The 14,782-nt window shown below is 34.8% G+C and carries 16 protein-coding genes and 1 other RNA gene; 8 read left to right on the forward strand and 9 right to left on the reverse strand.

All coding sequences use genetic code 11. The features are described from left to right. Nucleotides 1-55: 55 nt before the first annotated feature. The gene (locus tag MKL35_RS12405; protein ID WP_032011530.1) at nucleotides 56-943 is read right to left on the reverse strand and encodes a YbgF trimerization domain-containing protein; all 888 of its coding nucleotides are present in this window, start codon (nucleotides 941-943) and stop codon (nucleotides 56-58) included. Between the two features lie 316 nt (nucleotides 944-1,259). Between MKL35_RS12405 and ffs the strand changes: the two genes are divergently transcribed. Further along, nucleotides 1,260-1,356, forward strand: an RNA gene (gene ffs / locus MKL35_RS12410) — signal recognition particle sRNA small type. Between the two features lie 14 nt (nucleotides 1,357-1,370). Here the strand turns inward: ffs and MKL35_RS12415 are convergent. From MKL35_RS12415 to MKL35_RS12430, 4 genes are all read right to left on the reverse strand, one after another. Then, the gene (locus MKL35_RS12415; RefSeq protein ID WP_032011531.1) at nucleotides 1,371-1,853 is read right to left on the reverse strand and encodes a regulatory protein RecX; all 483 of its coding nucleotides are present in this window, start codon (nucleotides 1,851-1,853) and stop codon (nucleotides 1,371-1,373) included. A 54-nt stretch (nucleotides 1,854-1,907) separates the two neighbouring features. After that, a complete protein-coding gene (recA, locus tag MKL35_RS12420) occupies nucleotides 1,908-2,960 on the reverse strand; it encodes a recombinase RecA (protein ID WP_032011532.1) in 1,053 nt (350 codons plus the stop codon). A 145-nt stretch (nucleotides 2,961-3,105) separates the two neighbouring features. Next, entirely contained in the window at nucleotides 3,106-3,546 is a 441-nt protein-coding gene (locus tag MKL35_RS12425; RefSeq protein WP_002049587.1) for an RNA-binding S4 domain-containing protein, read from the reverse strand. Further along, the gene (locus MKL35_RS12430; RefSeq protein WP_032011534.1) at nucleotides 3,530-4,216 is read right to left on the reverse strand and encodes an HAD-IA family hydrolase; all 687 of its coding nucleotides are present in this window, start codon (nucleotides 4,214-4,216) and stop codon (nucleotides 3,530-3,532) included. Before MKL35_RS12430 ends, MKL35_RS12425 begins: the two co-directional genes overlap by 17 nt. A gap of 359 nt (nucleotides 4,217-4,575) precedes the next feature. Here MKL35_RS12430 and MKL35_RS12435 point away from each other — a divergent pair, with 359 nt between their 5' ends. Both MKL35_RS12435 and MKL35_RS12440 read left to right on the forward strand, forming a co-directional pair. Next, on the forward strand, nucleotides 4,576-4,812 hold the full coding sequence (locus tag MKL35_RS12435) for a hypothetical protein (RefSeq protein WP_017394092.1): 237 nt from the start codon (nucleotides 4,576-4,578) through the stop codon (nucleotides 4,810-4,812). Nucleotides 4,813-4,926: 114 nt separating this feature from the next. Beyond that, nucleotides 4,927-5,220 (forward strand): hypothetical protein, encoded by a 294-nt coding sequence (locus tag MKL35_RS12440; protein ID WP_004708422.1) that lies wholly within the window; start codon nucleotides 4,927-4,929, stop codon nucleotides 5,218-5,220. Between the two features lie 52 nt (nucleotides 5,221-5,272). On the opposite strand, the gene MKL35_RS12445 is transcribed toward MKL35_RS12440, so the two are convergent. Both MKL35_RS12445 and gigD read right to left on the reverse strand, forming a co-directional pair. Next, nucleotides 5,273-5,809, reverse strand: coding sequence for a GNAT family N-acetyltransferase (locus MKL35_RS12445; RefSeq protein WP_017394091.1), 537 nt, complete (start codon nucleotides 5,807-5,809; stop codon nucleotides 5,273-5,275). 43 nt (nucleotides 5,810-5,852) lie between these two features. Then, nucleotides 5,853-6,302: an Lrp/AsnC family transcriptional regulator GigD gene (gigD, locus tag MKL35_RS12450; protein ID WP_001099948.1), complete on the reverse strand. Its 450-nt coding sequence runs from the start codon at nucleotides 6,300-6,302 to the stop codon at nucleotides 5,853-5,855. Nucleotides 6,303-6,448: 146 nt separating this feature from the next. Here gigD and kynU point away from each other — a divergent pair, with 146 nt between their 5' ends. The 5 genes from kynU (at nucleotide 6,449) to MKL35_RS12470 (ending at nucleotide 12,155) form a co-directional block, all read left to right on the forward strand. Continuing rightward, entirely contained in the window at nucleotides 6,449-7,699 is a 1,251-nt protein-coding gene (gene kynU, locus MKL35_RS12455; RefSeq protein WP_002049669.1) for a kynureninase, read from the forward strand. Nucleotides 7,700-7,738: 39 nt separating this feature from the next. Beyond that, nucleotides 7,739-9,145, forward strand: a complete 1,407-nt coding sequence (locus MKL35_RS12460) for an amino acid permease (protein ID WP_032011535.1) — start codon at nucleotides 7,739-7,741, stop codon at nucleotides 9,143-9,145. 7 nt (nucleotides 9,146-9,152) lie between these two features. Beyond that, nucleotides 9,153-9,899 (forward strand): alpha/beta hydrolase, encoded by a 747-nt coding sequence (locus MKL35_RS12465; protein WP_032011536.1) that lies wholly within the window; start codon nucleotides 9,153-9,155, stop codon nucleotides 9,897-9,899. Nucleotides 9,900-10,630: 731 nt separating this feature from the next. Next, on the forward strand, nucleotides 10,631-10,744 hold the full coding sequence (locus MKL35_RS19415; protein WP_080593683.1) for a hypothetical protein: 114 nt from the start codon (nucleotides 10,631-10,633) through the stop codon (nucleotides 10,742-10,744). 232 nt (nucleotides 10,745-10,976) lie between these two features. Further along, complete coding sequence (locus MKL35_RS12470) at nucleotides 10,977-12,155, forward strand: S8 family peptidase (protein ID WP_032011537.1); 1,179 nt, start codon at nucleotides 10,977-10,979, stop codon at nucleotides 12,153-12,155. Nucleotides 12,156-12,198: 43 nt separating this feature from the next. Here MKL35_RS12470 and MKL35_RS12475 read toward each other — a convergent pair whose 3' ends face one another. Next, a complete protein-coding gene (locus MKL35_RS12475; protein ID WP_032011538.1) occupies nucleotides 12,199-13,653 on the reverse strand; it encodes a SulP family inorganic anion transporter in 1,455 nt (484 codons plus the stop codon). Nucleotides 13,654-13,899: 246 nt separating this feature from the next. Further along, nucleotides 13,900-14,529 carry an SOS response-associated peptidase family protein gene (locus MKL35_RS12480; RefSeq protein ID WP_032011539.1) on the reverse strand — a complete coding sequence of 210 codons (630 nt, stop codon included), beginning with the start codon at nucleotides 14,527-14,529 and terminating at the stop codon, nucleotides 13,900-13,902. Nucleotides 14,530-14,782 lie beyond the last annotated feature (253 nt).

Consider the following 14,782-nt stretch of genomic DNA (forward strand, 5'->3'; position numbering starts at 1 on the left):
TCAATAAGGCATAAAAAAAGACACTGTTAAAACAGTGTCTTTTTTTATGCCTAAATTATTTTTTAAAGAATTTAGCTTCTTCAGATTTAGGATATTGAGTAAGTAACTTATTTTTGTATTGATTAGCTGATACAGTATTCTTATCGACATCTTTGGCAATGCTATATAGTTGATAGAGTGCTCGAGGTGCCTTGCTAGAGTTTGGATATTGGCTAGCGACAATATTGTAGTTTTTCTTTGCTTCATTGTAGTTCACTGGGTCTGTAGCTAAATGAAACTCGGCTAACCAGAAATAAGCATTGCCTGTATAAATACTGTTAGGATGGTTTTTAATAAAGTTTTGCATCGGAGCAATTGCTTTTTTTGCTCCACCTTGTTTATAAGCATCTAAAGCTACTGTATAAGCGGCTTTTTCTAATTCAAGTGGATTAGATTGGTTTTGAGCAGTAGTCGCTGGTTGAGTGTTGGTTACTGGTGTATTAGATTGTTGTTCAGACGTTTGAGATGGGGCGGCAACTACTTTATTGCCATCTGCAGGCTGAGATTGAGATACTGATGGACTAGCAGGTGTGGCGCTATTAGTATTGGTATTTGTACCGTCTTCTTGTGTAGCACTATCAGGGTCAACTTTTTGATGTAATAATTCTAAACGTTGATCTAAATCGGTATATCTATTCGCAAGGTCTTTTTTTAATTGGTCAATATCATTCGCTTGTTCTTCTAATTGACCTCTTAAAGTGCGGATATCATTTTCTAGTTGTTGATTTTTTTGCATAAGTTCCCAGTTTAAGTTTGTAGGAACTGAAATATTGCTTGAAGAAGAAGTATTAGATGCACTGCCATCATTTTGACTTAAACCACGAGACTCAATAGGAATGTTTGCGTATAGAGAAGTGGTACTCATTAAGGCAATAAATAATAAAGAATGCTTCTTCATTTGCATGTGTATAAATCCATAATTTTATATAAAAGCCACCTTGACACAGGAATATAAAAAACAATTCTCTAAATATCTAAGGTTTTTCATTGATCAATGCAATTAAAGCAGTTAACAGTTTAAATGCAAGGATAGTTTACAATCTTCAAGCATATTTTATGCAAAATAAGAAAAGAGCATAAGCTCAGAAAACTACATTTTTGGGGTTTTAAGCTATTTTTGCTGATGAATTAATCAATCGAAACAAAAACTTGCTGAAAAAGCCAGAGAAGGGTTGCAACTCTTTTAAAAATCTCTATACTTTGTTTTGCAATGGTAACCCCGCTGGTGGCTTCGCAATTGTACTCTGTGAACCCCGCCAGGACCGGAAGGTAGCAACGGTAGCAGATCTATGATGTGCCGAAGTTTTGCTAGTGGGGTTGCCACCATTCCTTTAATCCAATTTTCTTTGGATCGCTTTTAAAATCACATCTAAATCAAATCCTCTATATTGTAGAAATCTAATCTGCTTTGCTTTAAGTTTTGGGTCTTTCTCTATCTCTTCTCCAAACTTCTTAACTTTAAGTTGATAAGCTTGTTCTACCCAATCAATTTCGCGAATTTCGTCGGCAATTAAATCATTTTCGATCTGTTTAGTTTTTAAAGCTTGTTGAATGCGTTTCGGTCCTTTACCTTTACGAATCTGACTTGCAAGCATTTGCTCAGCAACACGCTGATCACTTTGGTAATTTTGTTCAGATAACTCTTCAACGAGTTGGTTCACTTCTTCTATATTTTGTGCATAACGGGCTAATTTCTCAATGAGTTCTGCTTTAGAGTAGTCTCGTCGAGTAAGTAATGCAAAAGCATATGAGCGTAAACGCTGGCCAGTGAGTGGTGGACGCTGTTGAGATTGTTCATTGTTTCTTTTGAACATATATATTTCCTTGTAAAAAACGCCCCGAAGGGCGTTTTTATGACTTAGGTGTAATTAAGATTCTAATAAAAGATCTGGTTCTTCTTCATCATCTTCAATTGGCACTGCGCCATTTGTACCTGTAGTCAACAATTGCTCACGGATATTACGTTCAATCTCTTCAGCAATATGTTTGTTTTCTTCAAAATAGCGGATCACATTATTCTTACCTTGGCCAATTTTATTGCCTTGATATGAATACCATGCACCAGCTTTCTGAACGATATCTTGCTGTACTGCCAAATCTACAAGTTCACCTAATTGGTTAGTACCTTTACCGTATAGAATTTGGAAAATAGCTTCTCTAAAAGGAGGAGCCATTTTATTCTTAACGACTTTAACTTTAGTTTCTGAACCAACAATTTCATCGCCTTCTTTTACCTGACCAATACGACGAATATCTAGACGAACTGAAGCATAGAACTTAAGAGCGTTACCACCAGTCGTGGTTTCTGGGCTACCAAACATAACACCAATCTTCATACGGATTTGGTTAATAAAGATAACCATACAGTTTGAACGTTTAGCGTTACCAGTAATTTTACGAAGTGCTTGGCTCATAAGGCGTGCTTGTAGACCCATATGAGAGTCACCCATTTCGCCTTCAATCTCTGCTTTAGGTGTAAGGGCAGCTACTGAGTCCACAACGATTAAATCAATTGCACCTGAGCGAACAAGCATATCAGCGATTTCAAGCGCTTGCTCACCATTATCAGGTTGTGAAACGAGTAGGTTATCAATATCTACACCAAGCTTACGTGCATATTGAGGATCTAGGGCATGCTCTGCATCGATGAAGGCACATGTACCACCAGACTTTTGACATTGAGCAATTGCTTGTAATGTCATTGTGGTTTTACCAGAAGATTCAGGACCATAAATTTCAATAATACGGCCTTTTGGTAAACCACCAATCCCCAATGCGATGTCTAAAGTTAAAGAACCTGTAGATACGGCTTCAACTGCTTGAACAGTGTTGTCACCGAGACGCATAACCGTATTTTTACCAAATTGTTTCTCAATTTGGCTCAAAGCGGCTTGTAATGCTTTGCTTTTATTCTCATCCATCTCAAAAACCTCAATACTCTATGTTCATCACGTTTAACCCAAGTGGATGCATTGAATCTCAACTTGTTTCACAGGGCTAATAGTGACAGATTTTTTCTCTAGCTTCTATATATTGTATATGTGAGTGCGACACAACTCGACGTTTTTATTCATCATTATATGACCAGTGGTCTTCATAATGTTGATCGTTATCCTGTTTAAACCGATTGATTTGTCGCCGATCTTTCTTGCTTGGTCTATGGTCAGGCCGAGCTAGATTATGCAATTTTCGTTGCGAAGCAATCAACTCCCGTCTTGCAATACTTACTTCGGTTTCTTCATAAAGCTGTTGTGCAATAGGAGCCGGTCCTCTGGTATTGGAAAGTGCTTTAACAACAACTGTCTTTTTATCAAAACCTTGTTGAACAACAAGTTCCATTCCAACACGAATTTCTTTAGAAACTTTTACACGTTCATTATTGTGATGCACTTTTCCCCCTTCAATTGCAGCTTTAGCAATAGAACGGGTTTTAAAAAAACGTGCTGCCCATAACCATTTGTCGACACGCATGGTTTCTACAGCATCGTTTTCACGCAATTTTGACATCATTATCCTTTCTATCAGTTTGATTCAAAATAGACAGTAGCTCTGTAAGCTGATCTAGTGCTTTATACTCTAAATCTTGTAGCTGTCTTTTACTCTTAAGAGTTGAGGGCTGTAAGATAGTAAACAAGTGTCTTATACCAAATTTTTCTGCAGTTTTTAAAACTTGAATAGTATCGTCTAAAAAAATAGTGTTTTGGGGTTCAAAATAATGCAAGCCTTGTAATTCTTGCCAAAACTTAAGGTCTTCCTTCGCATAACCAATTTGTTCACTAGATACAATCACATCAAAAAAATCTTGAATAGGGATGTTATCAAGTTTTAACTGTAAGCTTGCACAGTCTGCGTTGGTCACTAACCAGCATTGATAGCCTTGTTCTTTCAGAGTATTAAGTAACTCCATACATCCTGATCGTGCTTTAATTTTATGCTGAAATTCTTTTTGAAGATTTAAAACATCTACACCTGTCGTTTTTGTCCAATACTGTGAAGAATACCAGGAAAGAGTATGTTTATTGCTACAATAAAACTGGTTTAATATTTCATGGCTTTGTGTTAAAGAGATTTGATGCGTCTGAGAATGTCGTTCAGGTAAGCATTCGTTCCAGATAAAATCATCAAAAGCCAAATCTAATAAAGTTCCATCCATATCGAAAAGCACTATTTTATGCATGTTTTGAGAGCTCCAATTGAAACAGACATGGAAGAAAAGTAATTTAAGATTATAATCATTAAATACGATAAAACGGACTGATTTATGCTTATTTCATCATTTTATAATTTAAATAGTCTGTACTAGGTAAACAGAGAGATAACAAGAGAGTTCTTAGACTTAGACTACTCAATAAGATCGCTGAAACAAATTTTTTGAAAAATATTCATATAAAAGGAATAGGGTGGAGGATTAATAAAAATTTATTAAAAATATACAGTTGTATTTATTGGGGATTCATTTTTTGATAAGCATTTTTGCTTTTCTATGAACTCTATGGAATTATCATTATTTAAATATTATTAAAAGTTGGAATAAAAGTGGGCTTATATACAATTAGATATGGCTATCGTAATAATAGTTTTTTTATAGCTTCAAATGCTGCTGGACAATTCATTGTGATTGATGCATTAGGAGCAGATTTCCAAATAGGTCATCAAATTTCTTATGAAGGTACCAAAATAATAAATGAAACTTTAAATGATGAGACAGAAGCAAGAGTTCATCTGGAGAGTAATGAAAAAGAGGCTTATGAATATTTACGTGCCATGAAATAATGAATTCGTTATTTTGATTTACATAGGATACGTATTGGCAAACATTTTATAAATTGAACCGTACTTGTTTAAAGTTATATTAAAAATTATCCGAATAACAATTTAGAGCAGGCAATGAAAATTGGATTTATTGGCGGAGCCAATGATGGCATAGTGATCAATGCTGCTAATGGTATTGATACTTATAAGCTTGAATGGCATTACAAGGCTGAGAAGCATTGTGAAGAACAGCCATCATTGGGGCTAAATGGCCCCGAATATGACTATTACAATTTATTAATTTTGAGAAAAAACAAAGAGGCAAAACTTTTCTATGTTTTAACTACAATGGATAAGGAAGCTATTGCAGATAAAATTAATGAATATTGGGAGCATTCCACTTCAGTAGGTTATGACTTCGATGAATAACCTTTATTTTATATTCATTGGAGCAGTTGAAATATATCCATATTTTATTCCTTTATAACTCAAAATTAGGATTATTTATTTCATAAAGAACATGTTCTTGAAGGGCGTGTCCATCTGGAAGCTTGGGATGATTGAAGTGTTTAACTTTACGCATTCCTAGTCTTTCCATTACAGCTTGAGAAGGTTTATTCACTGTTGCTGTAAAAGAAACCACTTTATCTTTATTAAGCACATTGAAGGCATAGTCCAATGCTGCTTTTGCTCCTTCTGTGGCATAACCTTTTTTCCAGTGTTTTGTAGCAATCCTCCAGCCAATTTCAATGCATGGAGAAAAATCAAATTGTTCTGGTTGGTCATGTAGGCCAATAAAACCAATAAAGTCATGGCTTTCTTTTAATTCTACAGCCCAAAATCCCCAACCTTTTTCATCAATAAGGGCCGATGCTCTTTGAATTAAATTTATACTTTCAGTAGCAGATAAAAGCTTTGGAAAAAAACGCATAACATCTTTATCCAATCCCATTTCGATAAAGGGGGCAGCATCGGTTTCCTTCCATTGTCTTAAGATTAAACGTTCGGTTTCGATCATAGTAAAAGCTCTTTAAATATAATTTTTAATTTAACCATATAGTCTACAGTGGCTTTTGTATAATTTTCTGTAAGATAATCTTAGAATTAATGCTTACCACTCCTTTAATTTTATTGAGTGTATTAATAACAAAGTGAGAAAAAGAATTTAGATCTTTAGTGGCGACATGCAGAACATAATTAGATTCGCCTGTAATGATATAAGCATTAATGACTTCATCAAAATTCTTGATCTGGCTTAAGAAAAAGTTGTGGTCATTTTCGGTGAGTTGAGCAAGTTTTATTTCAACTATCGCCTCAATTTTTATTCCTAATTTTTCATAATTAACTTTCGCTTGATATTTTTCAATAATTCCGTTGGTTTCTAAAATCTTGACACGTCTGTGACAAGCAGAGGCTGAAAGATTAACGAGATCAGCAAGTTCTTGATTGCTTAAGCGGGCATTATCTTGTAAATACTTCAAAATTTTTAAATCAATTGCATCTACATTCATTTTCGAATTCCATTCATGTTTTTTAATTTTAATTAGAATTCTATACGAAATTATCTGTTTTTGATCAAATATTATCGAATAAATCGAAAGAATCACCATGATAAAATTCAAATACAAAGGAAATGTTGAAATAGGTGCAATACCAAATGATTACTCGTGAACAGTGTTTGTATTGGGATCAGGAAGACGAACTCAAAAAATTTAAAGATGAATTTGCATTGCCAGAAGGTGTCATTTATTTAGATGGTAACTCTTTAGGCGCTAGACCAAAGAAATCTTTGTCTGTCGCTCAGCATATTATTTCCCAAGAATGGGGAGAAGATCTGATCAATAGTTGGAATAAGGCTGATTGGTGGGGGCTACCTACTAGACTGGGCGATAAGGTAGCCACATTGATTGGTGCAGAACAGGGTGAAGTTGTTATTTCAGATTCAACTACACTGAACTTATTTAAAGTTTTATCAGCAGCGGTAAAAATTCAGGCTGAAAAATTTCCTGAACATAAAATAATTGTTGCGGAAAAGGATGCTTTCCCAACAGATATTTATATTATTGAAGGTTTTATTGATTTAATTCAAAAGGGCTATCAAGTTGAATTGATTGATGGAGTAGAAGACTTAGCTCGAGTTCTAGAAAAAGATGTTGCTGTAGTAGTTCTTTCTCATGTGAATTATCGTACTGGGTATTTCTACGATATGGCATCTATTAATAAACAGATTCACTCTCAAGATGCTCTGGTTATTTGGGATTTATGTCACTCAGTTGGTGCTGTGCCTATGCATCTTAATCAAGCTGATAGTGATTTCGCGATTGGTTGTACGTATAAATATTTAAATGGTGGACCTGGTTCTCCAGCATTGTTATGGGTCAATGAAAAACACCGTGATCAGTTTTGGCAACCATTATCTGGTTGGTGGAGTCATAAAAAGCCGTTTGATATGGCCCAGCATTATGAACCAGCGAATAGTATTCGTCGCTATCTATGTGGGACTCAGCCAATTATTTCTATGAGTCTGATTGAGTGCGGAGTAGATATTTTCCTGCATGCTGATATGCAAAAAATCCGGGAAAAATCGCTGAAATTAACTGATTTATTCATTCAGCTGGTACAGCAAGAATGTTCTGAATTTGGATTTGAGTTAATTACTCCTTTAGATCATAAATATCGTGGTAGTCATGTCAGTTATCGCCATGAGTTTGGTTATGAAATCATTCAGGCGCTTATCGCACGTGGCGTGATTGGTGATTATCGTGAACCTGCTGTCTTGAGATTCGGTATTACACCTTTGTATCTGGGCTTTGAAGATATCTGGAATGCAGTACAGCATTTAAAAGAAACCATGCTGAATAGTGAGTGGAAAAACAAGCGTTATTTAGTTCGCGGTGAAGTGACCTGATTTAAGGAATCAAAATAAAACAAATGGCTAGGAGGGCCTATGAGTAGTTTTGATGAAATACAAAATAGAGAAGCTGGACTGCATAAAAAGTTATCTGCAAAACAGATGGGGATGATTGCGATTGGTGGAGCAATTGGAACCGGTTTATTTATGGGAAGCAAATTTGCAATTAGTTTTGCAGGTCCCGCCGTGATAGTTAGCTATGCCATTGGTGGTTTAATTGCATTTGCACTTATGGCTTGTTTGGCTGAAATGACAGTGCAGCATCCTACTTCGGGCTCATTTGGTGCATATGCAGAACATTATATGTCTCCACTCGCTGGCTTCTTAGTCCGCTATTGTTACTGGGCTTGTATTGTGTTGGCTGTAGGTACCGAAATTACCGCCGTTGCTGATTATATGAAGCTCTGGTTTCCGAATGTAGGCTCTTGGGTCTGGATTGGATTTTTTTCACTGACCTTACTTGTTGTAAATGCCTATAGTGTAAAAGCCTTCGGGTTAGTCGAGTACTGGTTTTCCACAATTAAAGTTTTTGCCATTATCGTATTTATTCTTTTATCTATTGGTATATTGACGCAAAGTAATCAGGGAATGAATCAAGTAGTTACTAATTTGACAGGTCATGGGGGCTTTTTTCCAAATGGCTTTAGTGGAGTATGGATCGGAGTCATTATTTCTATATTTAGTTACTTAAGTATAGAAATGATTGCTGTCGCAGCTGGTGAAGCTAAAGACCCTGAAAAAGCAGTAAAAAAGGCATTTAAAAGCACAGCGCTACGACTCATTTTATTTTACTTATTATCCTTATTTCTAATCGTTACTTTGGTGCCGTGGACTGTTTTGATTGGAGCAGATGCAACTAGTCCTTTTGTTATGGTCATGAAGATTGTTGGTATCCCATATGCAGATAGTATTTTAAATTTTATTGTAATTGTAGCTGCCTTATCTGCGATGAATAGCATGCTTTATATTTCAACCCGTATGTTGTTTAGTTTGTCACGTGCAGGTGATGCTCCAAAAGTTTTTGGCCGAATCAGTAGTAATGGTGTGCCGGTAAATGCGCTGTTGCTATCTGCGGTAGGGATTGGTATTGCTAGTATTGTTTATACGATTAATCCGGCTTCTGCGTTTCCAATTATGATTGCGCTATCGATGTTTGGTGCATTGTTCACTTGGGGCAGTATCTTTGTGACACATATGTTTTTTAGAAAACACATGACACAGCAAAACATCGAGCTAAAATTTAAAATTCCCGCTAGTCGATTCATCTCACTATTTGGGTTTATTGCGATTTTGAGTATTACAGTAACTACCTGGTTTACCAATGAGTTTAAATCCACTTTACAGTTTGGCGTGCCTTTAGTTCTTGTTCTGATATTTTGCTTCTACTTAAAACGTTCAACTGTAAAGCTAAATCTCAATTCTGGTGAAGAAACGTTGAAGTGATCACTATATGAGAAAATACGATAATGCTACAACGGTAGCAAATGAGGGGGAAATACTAGCAAGCTTTCAGTATAGAAGCTTGCTGAGTTATCAGACCTATCACCATATAAAAGATATAAAGTACGGTTCACAGAACCGATCAACGATGGATTTTTTTCCTTGTGAACACACCAATAAAACCGTGATTTTTATTCATGGAGGCTATTGGCAGTGGTGTGATAAATCGGATTTTGCTTTTATAGTGCCGTATATATTGGCAAAAGGAGCCCAGTGTGTACTTTTAGAATATGACTTGGCTCCTCAAAGTCATATTTCAGAAATGATTATGCAAATTCAGAAAGCTCTAGATTTTATTGCTAAACAAAATTGGAAAACGAATGAAGTTCTATTAGTGGGGCATTCAGCAGGTGCACATCTTGGAGCTGTATGTTTAAACCATCCTTTATTATCAGAATTGGCTTTATTAAGTGGTATTTATGATTTATCTCCTATAAAGGAGACTCATTTAAATCATGCATTAAACTTATCAGAAGAGGATATTTTGAAATATAGCCCTATTTATCAGAAACAGCAGACTGATATACCTTGTAGGATTTTGTGTGGAGAGTTGGAGCTAAGTGAATTGCAGTGGCAAAGCCAAAATTATTTTGAACACAGATGTAGTACTGGTCATGAGTTAGTTTCTTTCGAGACTATTTCTGGAGTTAATCATTATTCAATTTTAGACCACTATTTTAAATATATATTTAAATAGATATGGAATGTAGGTGCTGAACTTTATAAGAATAGGTTAATTATATTTTACTATTTAAATCAATAATTTGTTTTTGCTAAGAGATGCTGCATCAAATAATATGTTTTATTAAATTTGAAATAAATATATTCATTTTTGGTTACATTTAAGTAAAAATGTAGAATAGATCACATTTAAGTGGCTTTTTATCACTATGTTTGATTTCAAGTTGACCTAAATTAATAACTCAATTAGATTAAAAGGATAGTGTTTTCTCTCTAATCGACAAACTGTTTAGCTGTTGCTTAGATGAGTTTTATAGTCCGTAGCTTCCCAAGATACGGACTTTTTTATTTTGCATCATCCTTAGCTAAAAAATATTTAGCATACTAAAGCAGCAGTTAGTAGGAAGGATCAGGTCGAATTAAATGAAAATTTTAAAGAAGCATTGTAAATATATCTTTAAAGGTGTATATTTACTTATGCATATACTGCGTCTGTAAAGTTGTTTATTTTAATACCCTCATATTTTAGATATGAGGGTATTTTTTATTAAAAGATTTTTTCATAAAATTAATTTATTTAAATAAAATTATTAGAATTAGTAGTTTAAATGGTAATTGGAGTAAATAAAATATCTATACATTTATTATACGTATGACTTATAGTTAAAAAAATTGTAAATTACTTGGAGTTGCAGGAATTGATAAATTTTGAAATAATTTTACTAATTTATTAATTATCATATTGTTATGGATATTTTGAAGTTTTTGAAAAGTTTTAATACTGTTGGAACTTACTTATCACTAGCAACTATAGTATTGCTCATTATGATTATATTTTTTTATTTTATTTCTCCAAAATAATAAAATACATCTCACTATAAAAAAATAAAATATATAAATTTAAATTAGATTTCTATCACAATTTTTATTGAAAAAGTTGAAGCATATTGTGTGGAATAAAAAATTATGAAAATATGATTTAGGTTTAAAAACAGATAAAAATCTTTAAGATTTCCATCTTGAATTTAATCCTGAAATAAAAAATTTATTATTTATCATAAAAATACCTGAAATATAATATATGGAGATACACATGAAGATTCGCAAGGTTTCTGCTGTTTTTCTTTCAATGGCTGCGACTCATTTAGCTTATGCGGCACCTAATCTTTTAAATTCTGCAATAGATTCTTCTCAAGCAAAAGGAATTATTAAAAATCAATATATTGTCATTTTAAATAAGGATATTGGGCCTGCGAAAGATTTTGCACAGAATATTGCAAAACAGCATGGTGGCAGAATTTTACAAAGTTACGACAGTGCTCTTAAAGGTTTTGCAATTTATTTACCTGATACTGCAGGTACAGCGTTCATTGAAGCGATGAAAAAGAACCCTCAAGTTCTTTCTGTAGAAAATGATACTGTAGTGAATATTGATGCAACGACCCAAACTAATCCTGATTGGGGACTAGATCGTATTGATCAGAAAGCTTTACCATTAAATTCAACATATTCTTATTCGCAAACTGGTACCGGGACAACAGCTTATATTGTTGATACTGGTATATTGTCTACTCATCAAGAATTTTCAGGTCGTGTATTAAATGGATATACAGCAATATCTGATGGTAATGGTACGACTGATTGTAATGGGCACGGCACACATGTTGCTGGAACGGTAGGCGGTACCACTTATGGTGTTGCCAAGAATGTAAAACTTGTCCCTGTTCGGATTTTAGGATGTGATGGTTCCGGTGCTTCGAGTAATGTTATTGCTGGTTTAGATTGGATTTTGAAAAATGGAAGTAAACCAGCTGTTGTAAACATGTCCTTAGGTGGGGCGGCAAGCTCTTCTTTAGATAGTGCAGTAGAAAACTTATATAATAATGGCTATGTAATGGTCGTAGCTGCTGGTAACTCAAATACAGATGCATGTACTTCTTCTCCGGCGAGAACAAGTAATGCAATTACAGTTGCTGCAACTGACAATACTGATACTCGAGCAAGCTATTCTAACTACGGAAGCTGTGTTGATATTTTTGCGCCCGGAAGTCAAATTAACTCTTCTTGGATTGGGAGTAATACGGCCACTAAAGTATTAAATGGCACTTCCATGGCAACTCCACATGTTGCTGGAGTAGTTGCTGAACTTCTTCAAAGTACACCTACAGCTACACCTCAAACGATAACATCCAATCTGCTAAATCAAGCGACTAGTGATGTGGTGAAAAATCCATCTGGTAGCCCAAACCGTTTATTATATAAATCTCCTTAAAAATATAATTCTCTATGATTGAAAAGGTCCCGCAGGACCTTTTTTAAATTTTTGCATGTGTACCATACTTGTCAATCATGACTGAACTGGCTTCGTTTAAACCACGTACAGTAACTTGTATGCCATTCTTTTGAAACTTTTCCACTGCTGAATCAAGCATTGCAACCGAAGTGATATCCCAAATATGTGAATGAGTCAGATCAATAATGACTTCTTTTACTTCTTCTTTAAAGTTAAAGCTTTGCATGAATTTATCTGAAGAACTAAAAAAGATTTGTCCTCTTAAATCATATAAACGATAGTTGCCTTCTAATGAGGTTATCACGTGTACATCATTTTCAAGTTTATTCGCTAAGAAAAGCGCGGAAAGTAATACACCCGTCAATACGCCTAGTGCTAGGTTATGAGTAGCTACAACTACTACAACGGTTGCAATCATGACGATATTGCTACTTTTAGGATGAGTTTTAAATTGCGTAAGTGAACTCCACTCAAAAGTACTGATTGATACCATAATCATGACAGCAACAAGTGCAGCCATAGGAATAACTTTCAACCAATCACTTAAAAATACGACTAAAATCAGCAAGAATATACCTGCACATAAAGTAGATAAGCGTGTACGGCCACCTGATTTAACATTAATCATTGATTGTCCAATCATTGCACATCCAGCCATCCCACCCATAAAACCCGAGGCAATATTGGCAATACCTTGACCTTTACATTCCTTAAATTTATTACTCGGGCTATCCGTCATTTCATCAACAATTGTGGCTGTCATCATCGACTCAAGTAAGCCAACTGCAGCTAACGCTAATGAATAAGGAAGAATGATAAGAAGGGTATCTAGATTAAGAGGAATATTTGGAATTAAAAAAATAGGTAGAGTATTTGGTAGTGCTCCCATATCGCCAACTGTTCGCACATCAATGCCTAAAAAGAGGGTAAGTAATGTGACTATAACAATACATATAAGGGGAGATGGAAAAAATTTTCCAAGCTTTGGTACATAGGGAAATAGATAAATAATTGCTAAACCAATAGCGACTAATAGATAGACGTACCAACTTACATTGATTAACTCTGGTAGTTGAGCCATAAAAATGAGTATGGCGAGAGCATTTACAAAACCAATTACAACCGATTTAGAGACAAAGCGCATGAGTTTAGCAAGCTTAAGATATCCCGCTATAATTTGTATAACACCCGTCAAAATAGTAGCTGCGAATAAATACTGAAGACCATGTTCTTTCACTAGGGTCGTCATGACTAAGGCCATAGCACCTGTTGCTGCCGAAATCATGGCAGGGCGGCCACCTACAAAAGAAATAATAACCGCAATACAAAAAGATGCATATAAACCAATTTGGGGATCTACACCCGCAATAATTGAAAAGGCAATCGCCTCTGGAATTAAAGCCAGACCAACAACAAGCCCAGAAAGAATATCTGCACGGACATTAGAGAACCATTGTTCTCGAAGATTCGTTAACATGGAAATAGCCTAGAATTTTAAATTTTAGAAAGGCTAGTGATGTGATATACCAACACACAAGCGACTACACCACATCACTAAATAGTGATGAGTTATTTACAAAAGAGAAGGGTAAATAAACTTAAGGTGGCGTAAGTGTCATGGATAATGAAAATTTGAAGTTTTAAAGAGGTGCGAAGGATAACATAAGTTATTAGGCGGAGCCATTTAAGCTTGCTACTTTCACTTATCAGGCATCTAACTATTTTATGATTTGTTCATCTCAGCTTTAGGCAAAGACGTAAATTCATTTAATGGCATATCTAGGAAAAAGTCAGAGGCTTCATGATGCTTGCAATTTAACCAATCATTTCTAAGATCTTCAGGTATCACAATAATTGAACGTTTTTCATCATCTGGTTTATGGAACTGTTTCATAAAAGAATGTCGATCTGCATTGATTGTTAATAATGACATTGTTCTAACTTTCTGCTCATCAATTATGGTTTCTTCATAAATTGCTGCAAGTGTAAATGGCTTTCCATCTTGACGGAATATGCCATACCAATGAGCTTTACCATTGATATATTTAGGTTCATAAATAGCTTCAACAGGTATAAGTGCGAATTGATCGTGTGACCACGCATGCTTAAAGGAACGTTTTTGTTCAACCGTTTCAGTCCTCGCATTATAAGTTGCGTATTTAAAAGTTATTTCTTTTGCATATGGAGGTAGCATACCAAATTTAACTTTTCTCCATTCCCATTCATTTTGTTGAGATAAGATCATTGGACACTCATCGCTTGGATAGACATCCGAATTGTAGTCAAAGGTAGGTTCAAATAAGCCTAATTGATGAGCATGAGCTTTCTTAAGGGGTTTAAAATTTGCACACATAACTAAACCTGATTTCTGATTTAATGCTTAAGTCCTAGCTTGGAACTTTTGGCTTTGTGTTATGTATATTTTTATAGTTTGAATTGTTTGTTTCAGTATTAATTTTTACTTTTCAATTACTTTAACAAAGATTTTCTGCGGATTAGTCGTTTTAAAAAATAAATGAATTATTGGTAGGGGGAAACCATAGGGCGACTTCTAAGATATTCATTCGTTTTGAATAGCTACTTTTATGCAACAGAGCCTTTCAGAA

Source organism: Acinetobacter sp. AOR41_HL, assembly GCF_027854645.1.
GTDB lineage: Bacteria > Pseudomonadota > Gammaproteobacteria > Pseudomonadales > Moraxellaceae > Acinetobacter > Acinetobacter nosocomialis.

Excerpts from the sequence above, each read along its gene's own strand:
- MKL35_RS12405 (WP_032011530.1), bottom strand. The coding sequence starts at position 943 with ATGCAAATGAAGAAGCATTCTTTATTATTTATTGCCTTAATGAGTACC.
- MKL35_RS12415 (WP_032011531.1), bottom strand. The coding sequence starts at position 1,853 with ATGTTCAAAAGAAACAATGAACAATCTCAACAGCGTCCACCACTCACT.
- recA (WP_032011532.1), bottom strand. The coding sequence starts at position 2,960 with ATGGATGAGAATAAAAGCAAAGCATTACAAGCCGCTTTGAGCCAAATT.
- MKL35_RS12425 (WP_002049587.1), bottom strand. The coding sequence starts at position 3,546 with ATGTCAAAATTGCGTGAAAACGATGCTGTAGAAACCATGCGTGTCGAC.
- MKL35_RS12430 (WP_032011534.1), bottom strand. The coding sequence starts at position 4,216 with ATGCATAAAATAGTGCTTTTCGATATGGATGGAACTTTATTAGATTTG.
- MKL35_RS12440 (WP_004708422.1), top strand. The coding sequence starts at position 4,927 with ATGAAAATTGGATTTATTGGCGGAGCCAATGATGGCATAGTGATCAAT.
- MKL35_RS12445 (WP_017394091.1), bottom strand. The coding sequence starts at position 5,809 with ATGATCGAAACCGAACGTTTAATCTTAAGACAATGGAAGGAAACCGAT.
- gigD (WP_001099948.1), bottom strand. The coding sequence starts at position 6,302 with ATGAATGTAGATGCAATTGATTTAAAAATTTTGAAGTATTTACAAGAT.
- kynU (WP_002049669.1), top strand. The coding sequence starts at position 6,449 with ATGATTACTCGTGAACAGTGTTTGTATTGGGATCAGGAAGACGAACTC.
- MKL35_RS12460 (WP_032011535.1), top strand. The coding sequence starts at position 7,739 with ATGAGTAGTTTTGATGAAATACAAAATAGAGAAGCTGGACTGCATAAA.
- MKL35_RS12465 (WP_032011536.1), top strand. The coding sequence starts at position 9,153 with ATGAGAAAATACGATAATGCTACAACGGTAGCAAATGAGGGGGAAATA.
- MKL35_RS19415 (WP_080593683.1), top strand. The coding sequence starts at position 10,631 with ATGGATATTTTGAAGTTTTTGAAAAGTTTTAATACTGTTGGAACTTAC.
- MKL35_RS12470 (WP_032011537.1), top strand. The coding sequence starts at position 10,977 with ATGAAGATTCGCAAGGTTTCTGCTGTTTTTCTTTCAATGGCTGCGACT.
- MKL35_RS12475 (WP_032011538.1), bottom strand. The coding sequence starts at position 13,653 with ATGTTAACGAATCTTCGAGAACAATGGTTCTCTAATGTCCGTGCAGAT.
- MKL35_RS12480 (WP_032011539.1), bottom strand. The coding sequence starts at position 14,529 with ATGTGTGCAAATTTTAAACCCCTTAAGAAAGCTCATGCTCATCAATTA.